The organism is Colwellia demingiae (genome assembly GCF_007954275.1).
In the GTDB taxonomy this organism is placed as follows: domain Bacteria; phylum Pseudomonadota; class Gammaproteobacteria; order Enterobacterales; family Alteromonadaceae; genus Colwellia; species Colwellia demingiae.
The window spans coordinates 89,658-105,558 of sequence record NZ_VOLT01000011.1 but is presented as its reverse complement, the minus strand read 5'-3'; the positions used below and the strand labels follow the sequence as shown (position 1 = coordinate 105,558).

General features: G+C 37.2%; 16 protein-coding genes. 5 read left to right on the top strand and 11 right to left on the bottom strand.

Annotation, left to right across the window (positions count from 1 at the left end):
* Nucleotides 1-42: 42 nt before the first annotated feature.
* Nucleotides 43-1,026 carry a biotin synthase BioB gene (gene bioB, locus ESZ36_RS18490; protein WP_425457421.1) on the bottom strand — a complete coding sequence of 328 codons (984 nt, stop codon included), beginning with the start codon at nt 1,024-1,026 and terminating at the stop codon, nt 43-45.
* A gap of 207 nt (nt 1,027-1,233) precedes the next feature.
* Here bioB and bioA point away from each other — a divergent pair, with 207 nt between their 5' ends.
* A complete protein-coding gene (gene bioA / locus ESZ36_RS18485) occupies nt 1,234-2,571 on the top strand; it encodes an adenosylmethionine--8-amino-7-oxononanoate transaminase (protein WP_211357810.1) in 1,338 nt (445 codons plus the stop codon).
* Between the two features lie 69 nt (nt 2,572-2,640).
* Here bioA and ESZ36_RS18480 read toward each other — a convergent pair whose 3' ends face one another.
* The gene (locus ESZ36_RS18480; protein WP_146790596.1) at nt 2,641-3,030 is read right to left on the bottom strand and encodes a hypothetical protein; all 390 of its coding nucleotides are present in this window, start codon (nt 3,028-3,030) and stop codon (nt 2,641-2,643) included.
* Nucleotides 3,031-3,283: 253 nt separating this feature from the next.
* Here ESZ36_RS18480 and asnS point away from each other — a divergent pair, with 253 nt between their 5' ends.
* Nucleotides 3,284-4,684: an asparagine--tRNA ligase gene (gene asnS / locus ESZ36_RS18475; RefSeq protein ID WP_146790594.1), complete on the top strand. Its 1,401-nt coding sequence runs from the start codon at nt 3,284-3,286 to the stop codon at nt 4,682-4,684.
* Between the two features lie 197 nt (nt 4,685-4,881).
* Here the strand turns inward: asnS and ESZ36_RS18470 are convergent, their stop codons facing one another.
* Complete coding sequence (locus tag ESZ36_RS18470; protein WP_146790592.1) at nt 4,882-5,478, bottom strand: nitroreductase family protein; 597 nt, start codon at nt 5,476-5,478, stop codon at nt 4,882-4,884.
* Nucleotides 5,479-6,018: 540 nt separating this feature from the next.
* On the opposite strand from ESZ36_RS18470, the gene ESZ36_RS18465 reads away from it, so the two are divergent.
* A complete protein-coding gene (locus ESZ36_RS18465) occupies nt 6,019-6,915 on the top strand; it encodes a DMT family transporter (RefSeq protein WP_146790590.1) in 897 nt (298 codons plus the stop codon).
* A 185-nt stretch (nt 6,916-7,100) separates the two neighbouring features.
* On the opposite strand, the gene ESZ36_RS18460 is transcribed toward ESZ36_RS18465, so the two are convergent.
* The gene (locus ESZ36_RS18460; protein WP_146790589.1) at nt 7,101-7,799 is read right to left on the bottom strand and encodes an HvfX family Cu-binding RiPP maturation protein; all 699 of its coding nucleotides are present in this window, start codon (nt 7,797-7,799) and stop codon (nt 7,101-7,103) included.
* A 224-nt stretch (nt 7,800-8,023) separates the two neighbouring features.
* On the opposite strand from ESZ36_RS18460, the gene sppA reads away from it, so the two are divergent.
* Both sppA and ansA read left to right on the top strand, forming a co-directional pair.
* Nucleotides 8,024-9,937 carry a signal peptide peptidase SppA gene (sppA, locus tag ESZ36_RS18455; protein WP_146790587.1) on the top strand — a complete coding sequence of 638 codons (1,914 nt, stop codon included), beginning with the start codon at nt 8,024-8,026 and terminating at the stop codon, nt 9,935-9,937.
* 325 nt (nt 9,938-10,262) lie between these two features.
* Nucleotides 10,263-11,276: an asparaginase gene (ansA, locus tag ESZ36_RS18450; protein ID WP_146790585.1), complete on the top strand. Its 1,014-nt coding sequence runs from the start codon at nt 10,263-10,265 to the stop codon at nt 11,274-11,276.
* Between the two features lie 92 nt (nt 11,277-11,368).
* Here ansA and minE read toward each other — a convergent pair whose 3' ends face one another.
* The 7 genes from minE to ESZ36_RS18415 all read right to left on the bottom strand — a co-directional run bounded on the left by minE (nt 11,369) and on the right by ESZ36_RS18415 (nt 15,900).
* Entirely contained in the window at nt 11,369-11,647 is a 279-nt protein-coding gene (gene minE / locus ESZ36_RS18445; RefSeq protein ID WP_011043392.1) for a cell division topological specificity factor MinE, read from the bottom strand.
* A gap of 1 nt (nt 11,648) precedes the next feature.
* On the bottom strand, nt 11,649-12,458 hold the full coding sequence (gene minD / locus ESZ36_RS18440) for a septum site-determining protein MinD (RefSeq protein WP_146790582.1): 810 nt from the start codon (nt 12,456-12,458) through the stop codon (nt 11,649-11,651).
* 28 nt (nt 12,459-12,486) lie between these two features.
* Nucleotides 12,487-13,206 carry a septum site-determining protein MinC gene (minC, locus tag ESZ36_RS18435; protein WP_146790580.1) on the bottom strand — a complete coding sequence of 240 codons (720 nt, stop codon included), beginning with the start codon at nt 13,204-13,206 and terminating at the stop codon, nt 12,487-12,489.
* A gap of 221 nt (nt 13,207-13,427) precedes the next feature.
* On the bottom strand, nt 13,428-13,721 hold the full coding sequence (locus tag ESZ36_RS18430) for a cell division protein ZapA (protein ID WP_146790579.1): 294 nt from the start codon (nt 13,719-13,721) through the stop codon (nt 13,428-13,430).
* Nucleotides 13,721-13,951, bottom strand: coding sequence for a DUF904 domain-containing protein (locus ESZ36_RS18425; RefSeq protein ID WP_146790577.1), 231 nt, complete (start codon nt 13,949-13,951; stop codon nt 13,721-13,723). The genes ESZ36_RS18430 and ESZ36_RS18425 overlap by 1 nt, the downstream gene beginning before the upstream one ends.
* 261 nt (nt 13,952-14,212) lie before the next feature.
* On the bottom strand, nt 14,213-14,476 hold the full coding sequence (locus tag ESZ36_RS18420; RefSeq protein WP_146790575.1) for a hypothetical protein: 264 nt from the start codon (nt 14,474-14,476) through the stop codon (nt 14,213-14,215).
* A gap of 389 nt (nt 14,477-14,865) precedes the next feature.
* On the bottom strand, nt 14,866-15,900 hold the full coding sequence (locus ESZ36_RS18415) for an AraC family transcriptional regulator (RefSeq protein WP_146790573.1): 1,035 nt from the start codon (nt 15,898-15,900) through the stop codon (nt 14,866-14,868).
* Nucleotide 15,901 lies beyond the last annotated feature (1 nt).

The window sequence follows — 15,901 nt, the reverse complement described above, 5'->3', positions numbered from 1 at the left end:
TATGTTTCAGAGTCTAATCTAAATGGTCACGGATATAACGATTTATGCTGATGCGTTGTAAAACAAGTCACTGTTTTGTTGATCAACAATCGCTGTTTTAATTATCTTGTCTGATAACTCAGTATCGCCAGCTACAGTCTCAGTATTTATACCTAGTTTTTCAAACAAAGCAATATCCTGATTAGTTTCTGGGTTTTCTGCGGTAAGTAATTTACAACCATAAAAGATTGAGTTAGCACCTGCAAGAAAACACATGGCTTGCATCTGCTCATTCATCGCAGTACGACCGGCTGATAATCTAACATGACTATTTGGCATCATGATACGAGCAACAGCAATACAACGAATAAAGTCAAAACTCTCTAAATCATCAATATTAGCTAAAGGTGTGCCTTCAACTTTAACCAACATGTTAATTGGTACACTTTCAGGTTGTGGGCTTAAATTTGCAAGTTGTATTAATAGTGATGCGCGATCTACGGCTTTTTCACCTAAACCAACAATACCACCACTACAGACTTTCATACCGGCACTACGAACATTGGTCAATGTATCCAATCTATCTTGAAAGGTTCGGGTAGTGATAATTTGATTATAATGCTCTGGAGACGTATCTAGGTTATGGTTGTAATAATCTAAGCCGGCACCATTTAACCTGTCGGCTTGTTCTTCCGATAACATACCTAACGTCATGCATGTTTCCATACCAAGGGCCTTAACACTCTTAACCATATCTAGTACATACGGCATGTCGCGTTCTTTAGGATTACGCCACGCAGCGCCCATACAAAAACGGGTTGAACCCATTTCTTTGGCTCTTTGTGCCGCTTCTAATACTTTTTCAACGGCTAATAAACTTTCTTTTTCTAGGTCAGTTTTATTACGTGCACTTTGGGAACAGTATTTACAATCTTCCGGGCAAGCACCGGTTTTAATCGATAATAAAGTACTGACTTGTACTTCATTAGGGTTAAAATTTTCTCTATGAATCGTTTGTGCTTTAAACATTAGGTCATTAAAAGGCATAGCAAATAATGCTTCTACTTCTTTTAAATTCCAATTGTGACGAAGGATAGAATTCAACGATTGTGCTTGTGTTGATAATGGCGGTGTTAGTACTGCTTCTGACATATTTAAATCTGACATAGAACTCAATTGCATCTAATTAACTTAGCGAGTAGTCTAGCCAGACTACTCATGATGTCAACGACTAATAACACTTTTGGTTAACAAATGCACAATAAACATACAATTATGACCCCGTCTGAACAAAACTCACTACTTCGTTTTGATAAAGAGAACGTTTGGCACCCTTATACTTCAATGTCAGAGCCACTACCAAGTTATTTGGTTGATAGTGCACAAGGCGTAACAATCAACTTAGCCAGCGGTGAACAACTTATTGATGGTATGTCTTCATGGTGGTCTGTTTTACATGGTTATAATCACCCAAAGTTAAATGCAGCCCTTGTGGAACAAGCGTCAAAAATGTCGCATGTTATGTTTGGTGGTTTAACGCATCAAAGTGCTATTACCTTATGTAAAAAATTAATTGATTTAACGCCTGCAGGCTTAGACAAAGTCTTTTTGTCCGATTCTGGCTCAGTGAGTGTTGAAGTCGCGATGAAAATGGCTCTTCAGTATCAACATGCAGTCGCTGAAAAAAACAAGATTACATTAACTAAAACTAAGCTGTTAACCGTTAAGAATGGGTATCACGGTGATACCTTTGCCGCAATGTCGGTATGCGACCCTATAACGGGTATGCATCAAATATTTGAACAAGTATTAATGCAGCACTACTTTGCTCCGGCGCCTACGATAAAGTTTGGTGAAAAATGGTCAAGTGATGATGTTACTGAGCTCTCAGCCTTATTTGCAGAACACCATAATGACATAGCTGCATTTATTATCGAACCTATAGTGCAAGGCACGGGTGGTATGCGTTTTTATCACCCTGAGTATTTAAAAGCCTGTCGCATACTCTGTGATAAGTATGATGTGTTACTTATAGTCGATGAAATAGCTACGGGGTTTGGCAGAACCGGTAAACTATTTGCCTGTGAATGGGCAGGCATTAATCCAGATATAATGTGTTTAGGAAAGACCCTAACAGGTGGTTATATTACCCTAGCAGCAACCTTGTGTACTACGCACATTGCACAAACCATCAGCGAAGGCGCTGCGGGTTGTTTCATGCATGGGCCTACGTTTATGGGAAATGCCCTCGCCTGTGCTGTTGCGAATGCTAGCATAGATTTATTATTGGAAAATGATTGGCAATCTCAAGTGCGAGGTATCGAACGTACTCTTGTTAGCCATCTTAAACCGTTAGAAAAACATGAAAGAGTAAAAGATACGCGTGTGCTGGGAAGTATTGGCGCAATAGAGTGCAAACAAAGTGTTAATGTAGCGCAGATACAAAAACGTTTCGTTGAATTAGGTGTTTGGATCAGACCTTTTGGCCAACTAATCTATATTATCCCGCCACTAATTATCACCACAGAGCAATTAATTACTTTGGTTAATGCCATGGCAACGGTTTTAGATGAAGATGAATGTTTTAACTGATTAGTTTAACTTTTAAAATTGTTTGAGTGATTAATTAGTTAAGTGTGCAGTCATCAGTTTACATCACTATTACTGTACCTTAACTAATATATAGACTAACCAAGTCAGGTTAACTGCTAGTAAGAAGATCAAGTTACCAAGAGGCGCATCACTGCGGCGCCGACTACGATATTTATCCGTCATTAGCGCTAAATAACTACCCAGAGCACTAAGCCATAACAAAATATAAAGATAACCCGTCAATGGAGTTAACCAAAATTGGCGGATTTCAATGTCATAATAGCGTAATACCCCATAATCTTTATCAGGCGCAGCATAATAAGACATCACCAGCGCGATAATAAAAAGTAACCAGCTAAGTAGGACTAGTGTTATTTGGGCGTAACTCCAAAAGTCTGTTGCTGTTCTCCGGTCAACTTTTTGCTTTACCTTGGCAAATTCATCACTATTTTGTTTCATTACCGCTGCTTTCATCCATTTATGCGCTTTATACTACTATAGCAAATGCACAATTAATAAATCCAATGGCTATTTGTTATTTTCATTGCAATTAAGCATTGCAATTAAGCCTTGTCACGGTAACATATCACCCCATTTTCAGCATAATGCCAATTAGTTAAGATTTATCCCTCACTTAGCGTGATGGAACATAACGAAATTAACTTGGTATAACGCAATTTCAATCAATTACATAAGAATAAGAGGTCATTAAATGTCAGTTATAGCAATTACTGATGTATTAGCGGGTAACTTCCCTGTTAATGAGAGCATTACCGTCCACGGTTGGATCAGAACACGCCGTGACTCGAAAGCTGGTATTTCATTTTTAGCACTACATGACGGTTCATGTTTTGATGCTATTCAAGCCATTGTACCTAATGAACTCGACAATTATGAAAGCGATATTCTTAAATTAACGACTGGCTGCTCAGTAAAAGTCACCGGTATTTTGGTTGAATCTCCTGGTAAAGGACAAGCATACGAAATACAAGCAACTGCGGTTGAAGTACTAGGTTTCGTTGAAGACCCTGATACTTATCCAATGGCTGCTAAGCGTCACAGTATTGAATTTTTACGCGAACAAGCGCATTTACGTCCTCGTACCAATATTGGCGGCGCGGTAACTCGTGTACGTAATTGTTTAGCGCAAGCTGTTCACAGATTCTTACATAGCAAAGGTTACTTCTGGATTAGTACTCCACTTATCACGGGTAGTGATTGTGAAGGCGCTGGCGAGATGTTCCGTGTAAGTACATTAGATATGGAAAACTTACCACGTAACGATGAAGGTAAAGTTGACTACAACAAAGACTTCTTTGGTAAAGAGACCTTTTTAACGGTATCAGGCCAATTAAACGTAGAGGCATATTGTAACGCGTTATCAAAAGTTTATACTTTTGGACCTACTTTTAGAGCAGAAAACTCTAATACTACCCGTCACTTAGCAGAGTTTTGGATGGTTGAGCCTGAAATCGCTTTTGCTGATTTATCAGACGCGGCAGATTTAGCAGAAGAAATGCTTAAGTATGTATTTAAAGCGGTACTTGAAGAGCGTCCTGACGACATGGCCTTCTTTCAACAACGTGTAGATAAGACTGTTCTTGACCGTTTGAATTCAGTAATCAATACCGACTTTGTTCGCCTTGATTACACTGACGCTATCACTATATTAGAAAACTGCGGTAAGAAATTTGAAAATCAGGTATCTTGGGGAGTAGATTTAAACTCTGAGCATGAGCGTTATTTAGCTGAAGAGCACTTTAACGGTCCAGTAGTTTTACAAAACTACCCGAAAGATATTAAGTCTTTCTACATGCGTTTAAATGATGACGGTAAAACTGTTGCTGCTATGGATATTTTAGCACCAGGTATTGGCGAAATCATTGGTGGTAGCCAACGAGAAGAACGTCTTGACGTATTAGATAGCCGTTTAGAAGAAATGGGCTTAGATATTGCTGATTACGGTTGGTATAGAGACTTACGTCGTTACGGCACTGTACCTCACTCTGGTTTTGGGTTAGGTTTTGAACGTTTAGTAGCATATGCAACAGGCATGCAAAACGTACGTGACGTAATTCCATTCCCAAGAACACCTAACAACGCAGCGTTTTAAGCATAAATTTTAGCATTACGTTAAAGTTAACGTGTTAGGCACTGAGTTAGAGACGAAAAAGGCGACATAATGTCGCCTTTTTTATTGCCTAATCAAACGAGATTTATTACCTAACAGTTATATTTAAAGCTGTTGGTAATCAATTAACAGTGATGATTAATTAGCTAGTATCAAGCTACGATTAAACACGTCGTTAGCTACTGCCAAAATGTCACTTTATCTTGATAACTTTTGGCTGGTTTTGTATTACATACTTTACTTGGGGTGCCGATATATAAAAATCCGGCGATGTCATTACCTTCCTCAACCCCTAAACCTTGTTTAACCGTTTCATTGTACGCAAATCCTCCAGTACGCCACATAGCGCCATAGCCAAGTGAGAATGCAGCCATTTGCATAGCATGTGCACAACAACCCGCGGTAATTAACTGCTCTTGTAATGGTACTTTATTATGTTCAACGTATTGTGTTGATATAACAATAATCATCGGCGCTCTAAATGGTTTTTTAGCTACTTTCGCCATTTTCTCATTTAAGGCATGTTCATCTATGCTTGCCCCTTCAATGAGTCCAGTTTGGCTAGCCATGTTGATAGTAGTTGCTTCAACATAGATATCACTTAATCGCTGTAAACCTTGTCCGGTAATAACATGGAAATGCCAAGGTTTTAATCCGCCATGATCCGGTACTCGCATACCGGCTGATAATAAAGTGGTTAGATCTGCTTCAGTTGGCGCAGGATCTGTTAAAACAGGCGTTGACTGTCGTTGTAGTAATAATTCAATAGCGTCCATAAAATACCTCTAACAAGTGGTTATCATAGAAGTTTATCGTTAAGTTTGTGCTTGTGCACGTTGTTATCAGAAAAAGTTAAAATAAAAATTAAATATCACGTAATGATTTTTATCCTTGACTTAAATTTACCCAACCGCCAGTATGAATCGTAACTGAGCTGTAAATTAAAACTAAAGATAAACATAAAGATAATTTAAACAATGCAAAGCACCTTACTCGCCATGATAAATATTCGAAACCATAAAGCGATTGCTACTAGCTGTCTGTTTGTGGTCAATCGACTGTGGCTAGTTAATCGCCAGTCAAGTTGGCCTCCCCTCTGCGAAGCATTGAAAAATCATAATTAATCAAATTTAATTAGTTCACTTTTAAAGCCGCAGAAATCACTTCTTGCGGCTTTTTTGTTTTCTCAATAGTTCCCCACAAAAACCGCAACTTTCTGCTTTATATCAAACGGATTAATAAGTTAGTCCACTTGATATTTACTTTAAACACTAACTTTAACGACAGAAATTTTAAATGTAAAAAAGGAGAGAGAAATGTCAGTGTCAATTGCCTATTTGGCGGTACTATTAATATGGTCTACCACCCCATTGGGTATAGTGTGGAGTAGCGAATCAATTAATCCGAGTTTAGCAGTACTACTTAGAATGCTAATCGCCTTAGTATTAGGCACTCTAGTGATTAAAATACGCAATATTCATATTCCTTGGCACAAACAGGCAGTAAAGTTATACAGCTTTTCGGCGTTAGGTATTTTTGGTGGCATGCTCTGCTCTTATCTATCTGCAGCTTATTTATCGTCTGGCATTATTTCTTTGGTCTTTGGCTTATCACCCGTTATCTCGGCATTATTAGCAAAGAAAATATTAGCAGAGCCCAATATAAGTGGTATGCGTAAATTCTCTATGGCTATTTCATTAATAGGTTTAGCCGTAGTTTGCTCGGATAACTTTAACTTAGCGGATGATGGTATTTACGGAGTCATTTTTATATTAATGGCGGTATTTTTCTTTAGTTTAAGTGGTGTATTAGTTAAAAGTGTCTCATTGGCTATTCATCCATTGGCGACTACGGTCGGGGCGCTATCGGTTGCAACACCACTGTTTTTAGCGAGCTGGTTATTATTGGATGGCACTTTGCCGATTGAGACCTGGCAAGCAAAATCACTTTGGGCAACACTCTATTTAGGTGTATTTGGTTCCTTGATTGGTTTTTATGCTTATTTTACCGTGTTACAGAAATTATCAGCCAGTAACGTAACTTTGATTACTCTAATTACGCCAGTGATTGCTTTGACCTTAGGTGCAGTATTAAATGGTGAGGTTATCAATGACAAGTTGATATTAGGTGCGTTTATGGTGTTATTGGGATTAAGTATTTATCACTTTGGTCATTTACTGCCACGATTTAAAAAGAAGAAGCTCAGTCGTTAGTTACACGATAACTACTCTGCTCTTGATATATAAATTATCTAGGTGTTAGTGTTTTAGTAACGGATATAAAAAAAGCTGAACAGAATTTTATTCTGTTCAGCTTTATAATTTTAATGAATTAGAAGGAATGGTTATCTAATCAAAAATACAATTAAGTATTATAGGACTAGTTAACATAGACCCAGCTAACTAAAGCGTTTCTCTTCTATCAAAAATCGTTTGGCAACAAAATGATCAACACTGGTATAACGCCCTGCACCAATGAAGAATAATGACAGCAGCATAATAAAGTAGGTAGTAGAAAACTCTATCCCGTTATTTAGTACTACAATATTCCCTTTTTCATAAAGCCAATCGGTATTACCATTCTCTTCAATCAATTCTCGCATTTTTTCAAGGCGTGTCGCTGTTTGTTCGCTGTTATCTAAACTTGCTTGCGCACTATCAATACCAAGCCAAACAGCCACTTTAGCTGGGCTAATATCGCTATTAGTTGGGGTAATAGCAAACCAGCCATTATCAGCATGCACTGATGTTGCAGCAACAATCATGGTAAACATTAATGGAATACTAATTAAACGTGTTAATGCACCAAATAATAATAACCAACCGCCAAAAAATTCTACCAGAATCACTAAATTAGCCAGTAAAGCTGGGAATGGTAAACCTAAACCCCAATCACTATTACCAAACCAAGCAATAATATTAGGATCAGCCATGATGGCACTAAAACCTGTAACCTCTTCATTAAGCATTTGGGTTTTACTAAAACCGGCCATGATAAATACGGGAGCAAGGTATAGCCTCAGTAATAAAGCAGGAATACCGTCAAAGTTTTTAAGTTGCGCTAAAAAGCACTGGTAGTAATGTTGTAATCTTTGCATAGTGGTTATCTTTTAATAAAATAATACGATTAATAGTAAGAACGTTTAAACCAGTAAAGTCTTTCAAAACATATTAAAAAAATGTTGGAAGTCATATAAATAGTTGTAAAAAGGCAATTGCCATAAATAGTTACAATCTACCTTAGGTCATTTGTTAAGTTTTAGTAAACATTAAGGTAGTATAGCTCTGAGTTTTTAATTTAATCAATTTAAGATAAATATATATGAATAATAATCCAGGCATTATAAAACGGATCTTTTCTTCAATTTGGCGAGTATTAACGTTTACCCGCTCTGTTGTGCTAAACCTAGTATTTTTTATACTGTTATTTTCATTCATAGGCGTCATCCTATCAAGCGGTGAAGAGCAAGTAACAGTGCCGGAAAAAACGGCCTTAGTACTGAACCTTGTTGGTGATGTAGTAGAACAAAAGCGTGAAGTTGACCCTATGGAAGCTTTTGTAAGTGAAGCCATGGAACAACAAGATGATAAACCAGAAGTTTTACTAGCAGATATCCTTGATGTTATTGGTAAAGCTAAAAAAGATGATCGGGTAGAAATATTAGTTTTACAACTACAAGGCTTAAATAGATCTGGCTTAACTAAGTTGCAAGACATCGCAGCAGCGCTAGAAGACTTTAAAAGTAGCGGTAAACAAATTATTGCCCTTGGTGACCAATTTTCCCAAGACCAATATTACCTTGCTAGTACAGCCAATGACATTTGGTTAAATCCACAAGGTTTCATGTTACTTGATGGTTATGGCCGTTATAAAATGTACTTTAAATCGGCATTAGAGAAATTAGCGATAAACCAACATATTTTCCGTGTCGGTACTTTTAAATCAGCAGTTGAACCTTTTATTCGAGATGATATGTCTGATGCCGCCAAAAAAGCTAACAAACTTTGGTTAGCTGATCTATGGATGCAGTACAAAGAAGATGTTGCTGAGCGACGTGGTTTTGGTGTTGAAAATTTTGATGAGAACATTGATAACTTAGTTGCCAAATTTAGTGCAGCTGATAGTAGTTTTGCTCAATATGCATTAAAAAATAACTGGGTTGACCAATTGAAGTCACGCCAAGAAATGCGCTCCGAGCTAATTGAATTAGTGGGAGCAAACAAAAAAGGTGATAGTTACAACCATATTGGTTACAAAAACTATATGGCTGCTACTAGCTCCGCTATTGAAGAAAGCGCTGCGCTAGCGGAAAAGAGTAACGATAAAGTTGCCATTATTGTTGCTAAAGGCACTATTTTAGATGGTACTCAAAAGCCTGGCACCATAGGTGGTGACAGTACAGCTAAGTTACTGCGTAAAGCAAGAAATAATGATGATGTTAAAGCGGTTGTACTTCGTGTAGATAGCCCTGGTGGCAGTGCTTATGCTTCAGAAATTATTCGTCAAGAAGTTGAGTTATTGAAAAAAGCAGGCAAGCCTGTCGTTGCTTCAATGGGTACTTATGCCGCTTCAGGTGGTTACTGGATTTCAGCACCGGCTGATAAAATATATGCTGCTCCTTCTACTATTACAGGCTCAATTGGTATTTTTGGCATGATGATGACTTTCGAAGACTCATTAAGCAAAATGGGTATTTATACTGATGGTGTTGGTACCACTGATATTGCTGGATTTGGTCCGACTCAAGCCCTAACTCCAGGTATGGCTAATTTATTCCAATTATCTATTAACCGAGGTTATCAAGAGTTTATACAACTTGTTGCCACTAATCGTGATATGACTTTGGAAGAAGTAGATGCGATTGCTCAAGGACGTGTTTGGTCTGGTAAAAAAGCGAAAGAGCTAGGCTTAGTTGATGAACTCGGTAATTTAACTGATGCTGTCATTGCTGCCGCAACACTGGCAAAGCTTGAGCAATATGACACTTTGTTGATTGAAAAAGAACAATCTTCACGTAATAAAATCATCCAACAATTATTGGGGCAATCATCAACATTAGTAAGCTTATTCACAGCAAATGAAGAACAAATTGCTATTGATTTAGCGACTAGTTCAGTGAACAGCAAACCATTATCGCAATTCATTACTATGATGAAAAATGAATTAAGCCTTATGAATCAGTTTAATGATCCGCAGGGTCGTTATACGTTATGTGTTGCTTGTGGTGCAAACTAAAACCCGCCATAGATTCATAAAAACTATTTAATCATTACACTGTGTAATGGTTAAATTAAAGAGGTAGTTAAGCAATTAACTACCTCTTTTTTATATAAAAATTCCCACGAGTACTAATCTGTAAAAAGGGATGAACAATACCCTCTTAATTTACACAGTAATGATATGTCGTTGTAATGCAAATTAGCGCGTTTGCTATCACGGCTATAGCAACTTTCATGCTTGCTAAGATATAATATTGTTAAAGACTGATCACATTAATGTATCCCCATATTAATGAATATTGATCACATTAAATTATCGAAATAAATAAGTAGTCAAAGTTATGATGAAAAAAAGAATTTACGTTGCATACACTGGCGGTACCATTGGCATGATGCAAAGCACACAAGGCTTTGTTCCGGCTAAAGGCCATCTTACTGAATCTATAAATGCCCTGCCTGAATTTCATCGTAGTGAAATGCCTGAATTTACCATTAGTGAATATCAGCCTTTAATTGATTCATCAAACATGACCCCAAGTGATTGGCAACGTATCGCTGATGATATTAAAGCTAATTATGATGACTACGATGGATTTGTTGTTTTACATGGCACCGATACCATGGCGTATACTAGCTCGGCATTATCTTTCATGTTCGAAAATTTAAGTAAACCTGTCATTGTAACAGGCTCACAAATTCCGTTGAGTCAACTTCGCTCTGATGGGCAAGTTAATGTACTAAACGCTTTATACATTGCCGCTAATTACCCAATCAGTGAAGTAAGTTTGTTTTTTAATAACAAACTTTATCGCGGTAACCGTTGTATTAAAGCCTATGCAGATGGTTTCAATGCTTTTGATTCGCCTAATATGCCAGTATTACTCGAAGCGGGTATCAATATCCAGTTAGTTGCAGGTACGCTTGCACATTTGGTAGACAAGGTTGAGCCTTTGCAACTTTCAACTATCACTCCACAGCCGGTTGGTGTGGTTCACCTATACCCTGGCATAAGCAGTGAAGTCATTGATAATGTAATAAAACAACCGGTTAAAGCACTAATATTACGAAGCTACGGTGTTGGTAATGCGCCACAAGATAAAGCCTTACTCGCTTGTTTAAGAAAAGCCAAAGAACAAGGTATTGTTGTTGTAAATTGTAGCCAATGTATTAAAGGTACGGTGAATATGTCGGGTTATGCGACGGGTAATGCATTAAGTCAGACAGGTGTTATCAGTGGTCATGATATGACTTTGGAGGCGACATTAACCAAGTTACATTATTTATTAAGTAAAAACCTAAGCTATGATGAAATGTGCCAGCAGATGGATAAAAGTCTACGTGGCGAACTTACCTAAATGTTGAATTTAGTAAGCAAATAAAATAGAAAAAAATACTACTAACCGGACTATTTCATTAATCCGGTTAGTAGCGACCTGAAGAGATAACCTTAATCAGCGGTTTGCTCATCGTGCAATTCAATATTTAGCTCTAACACGTTTAAATCGCCATCTTTTTTATCAAGATTTATAGAAAAACTTTCATCAGATACTTTAATGTATTTACGCAAGACCTTAAGAATATCTTCAGTAAGCTGTGGTAAATAATCTGGCTGTTTATTACGACTATTACGCTCATGCGCAACAATGATTTGCAGGCGTTCTTTGGCTTTAGATGCCGTTGTTACCTGCTTTTCTTTTTTACGTAAAAAATAATCTAAAAGTGCCATGTTATCCTCCAAACATACGACTGAAAATGCCTTTTTTCTCGGCAACTAAAAATCTAAATTCAACTGTTTCACCTAATAGGCGTTCAATAACATCCTGATAAGCTTTTCCTGCATCACTTTCAGTATCTAAAATTACCGGCTCACCTGCATTCGATGCTTTCAGTACTGCTTGTGACTCTGGAATCACACCTAACAAAGGTATCGATAAAATATCTTCAACATCCTCAACACTCAGCATTTCACCTTCTTCTACACGTTTAGGAGAATAACGAGTTAATAATAAATGCTCTTTTATTGGATCTAAGCCCAGCTCTGCTCTGCGTGAACGACTTGCTAACATTCCTAAAATACGATCAGAATCACGTACCGATGAGACTTCAGGATTGGTAGTAACTATCGCTTCATCAGCATAATACAATGCCATCATAGCGCCTGCTTCAATGCCTGCAGGTGAATCACAAACAATAAAATCATAGCTTTTACCAAGCTCTTCTAGCACTTTACCGACATTTTCTTTGTTTAACGCATCTTTATCACGCGTTTGCGAGGCTGGTAATATCGACAAACTGCTAACGCGCTTATCTTTAATTAATGCCTGATTTAATGTTGCTTCACCATTTATGACATTAACGAAGTCGTAAACAACGCGACGTTCGCAGCCCATGATCAAATCAAGGTTACGTAGACCAATATCAAAATCGATTAAAACGACTTTATGACCTTTTAACGCCAAACCAAGTCCAATTGCAGCACTTGATGTTGTTTTACCAACACCACCCTTGCCTGAGGTAACCACTATTATTCGTGCCATTGACCGAATATCCTTTATAAATTAATAATTAAATAAGTTTTGATGACGTTAGTTCGCTGTCAGTCAAATGAATATATACAGGTGAACCCCAGTGTTGCTCCATCGACTCACTTAGCCAATAATTACCATTAATAGAGACCAATTCAGCCTCAAGATTTTGGCAATAAATTTGCGCTTTGTGATGACCTTTTGCGCCGGCAATGGCTCTACCACGTAATGAACCATAAACATGAATATTACCGTCGGCAATAACCTCAGCGCCCGCTGAAACAGAGCCAATTACTACGAGGTTTTGATCTTTAGCATAAATTTGTTGACCAGAGCGAATTTGCCCTCGGTGGACTTTGTCTGTGTATAAATTACGTTCAGGAATAGCAGCCGTTGCTTTGGTCTCTGTTGTTAGAGCCTCTTCTGCAATAGCTGCTTTTTTTGAAGTATCAACTCTTGTTGTATTCACAAAAGAAAAACCAAGTTCACGAATAAGTTTACGTTGTTCTTTATCCACCGAACCAGTGAAACCGACGAAGGTGAAATTGAATTCTTCAACTAAGGATTTTACCGCTTGGTAATCAAGTGAACAATCTAGTTGTTCTATATTAACTACGACAGGCACGAGGTAAAAAAAATCAGGGGCTTGAGCCACTTTTTTTACTAAATCAGCACGGATATCTGCTAATTTTGGTGTTTTCAAATGTAAAACAGACAGGGTAAAGCTTGTACCTTTAAATTCAATGCTGGCATCAGCCATAATGAAGGTTTTCCTAAATAAGACAACTTAATGTACCGAGATAAAATTCCCAGTATTACTGCAACCTTAACCAACAGATAACGGAAATACTGAAAAAGTAACAGCGTTTAAAAGCTTATATAGCCAAGCCACTTGAAGATGCGTGTTTCAGGACGCTTGAACGATTCATGTTCAGACGTCCCCGCTGGGCTGGTTTAAATGCATTGATCACTGGGCGAAAATTAATCCGCTTGGTATAAAGCGCTTTTTAATGTAGAAATCAAAGCATTTTCACCGTGTTGATAACGCTTAATTTTATTATTCGCTATTAACAGTGAATAACTTAAATTAATTGACGCAACCAATAAAGCACGCTCGCTGTTAGCCATACCATTTTTTTTCTTAATGTCAGCACACATAACAGCAAGGCTGTTAGCTGCTTGATTTAAATCCTCTGCTTGTTCAGCTGAGCAATTAAACTGGTGTTGCTTGCCCATTATTTCAATGCTGATACCTTTAGAGTCTTCAGCAATCATTAATTAACCTCTTCTACACTTTGTAATTTACCTAATAGGCTTGTTAATACACTGTTGGCTTGTTTTTGCTTTTCTTCACCGTCAAGTGCTTCAAGTTGCAAAGTTTCATTTTCATCAAGCAACAATGATTTTTGCTGCTCAAGTTCAGATACTTGGCTTTTTAGTTGGTTATTTTTTGCAATGATGTCTTCAATCAGTTGTTCGAGTTGAGGGAGAGTATTTTCTAACATAAGGCGCTCTTGTTAACTGTAGTAAATTAAAGGCGCAAATTTAATCTAAAGTGAGACAGAATGCTACTCTTTAGCACGATTATTGTCGTATTTTATGTAACAATTTTCATCGTAAGGAAGGATTAGATAATAACGTTCAAAAAACACACGCTAATGTTAAAAATCATACAATTACAATTGATTATTTTAACGTTGTGATTTTTGAGATAAAAACATATAAACGCTTAAATTTAAAACAACGAACTTTGATAACGCTCCTAGCTAATCTATTTTTCTCTTAGGTACAGCAAAGTTTGCATAAATTGTGGTAGCACCACCCGCAATAAGAGAAAGCATAGCAACCCCAAACATTGCATTATTTTGAGATTCAAAAGCCAATAGATATAAACCTAACGCAACAAAAAACAAACCACCTATGGCAAAGGGTTTTGGATGTGATGTTATCAGCCCAGATGATCGGAAACCTGTTACTGCTTTAGTTTTAGAATGGGAAGACGCTTTACGTTTGTGTTTATTTGTTGGCATCACCAACTCCTTAAATTTTTATTAGTTACTGCGTGTTACTACATTAGTTACTGTCACGTTGTCATAAGGACTACGAGATATGAATATTGATATTAATACCCAAGTTATCGGTTGTTTCGCGAACAATTCCAGTATCTTTGAAAAGAAGATAGTTCCCTAACTGCGACCCTTGTTATATAACATCTTCACGGTTTACTCACAGCAGCATATTATGAATAGGAATCAGTAAGCTTAGTGCCATAATACTTAGTTCATACTAGTTAATATCCCACAATGTCAAATAATTAGAAACGATGAAGATCAACTTTTTATCAATAATTAGATATTACTGAAGTGTAGTAGTTATTAACTCACCTAACAAAGAGATAACTGTGGCTATATTCAGCAGATTAATTAACTTGCCTAAGGTTTGATGGTGTTTGTCCAGTCCATTTTTTAAAAGCTGCTCTGAAATTCGACACATCATTGAAGCCGATGGCACAGCCTATATCTTCTATTGTTAATTGAGTTTCGATTATTAACTTTTTAGCCGCACTACAGCGTAACTCTTTCACTATATCTCTAAAACTTGTGCCTTGCTCAGATAACTTTCTACGCAGTGTTCTTGGGGTGAGATATAAGTCACTCGCTAAGTTTTCAGCACAAAGATCCTTATGCATATTCTCAGCTATCCATTGATTTATAGTGATTAAGAATTCATTTTTTGTTGCCACTGAACTTAACACCCTATCGCATTGGCTAAGCAATAAAGGCATAGCAAAAGGGTTACTTTTAGGAGTGTTTAATGACAATTTATCGTCATCAAAGACAAATTCATTATACGGATTTCCGTAAGTTATTGGGCAGCCAAAAAAGTCTTCATAACCTTGATGATGTTTTGGTTTATCAAAACTAAAGCGTAAAGCATCAAAAGAGAAGTTTTCGCTATCCATACAGTCTCTGACCAAAGACAGAACAATTACGCACTGTAGTTCAATATTAAATTCTTCTAAATCAATGGTATGTAAAAGATCTTCAAAACGAAAGCACGATTGTTCCGACTCACCATCAACATGTAGTGACATATTAACCGTCTTAGTAACCAAATTATGATAGCGGATAGAAAACTCTAGGGCTGACCGTAGGCTCTTACAGCATAATAATGTACAGCCATATAAACCGTAATCTTTAGGTTTTATGGCTGATCCCAACAGTAAACTCATACCAGGTATATCTAATGCCACAACATTACGATAAAAAGAAACTATTTGATCCTTATTTATTTGATATTCACGATCATCTAATCCATACGGTTCAATATCAGTCCCCTTTAATAAGCATGATAAATCAATACCGCTTTCAGATAACGTGGTCGAAATAAAGTTAAGTTTATGAGCAAATACTTGACCGGTAAAATTGGCAGGCAAACTATTTTGTTGAACCATA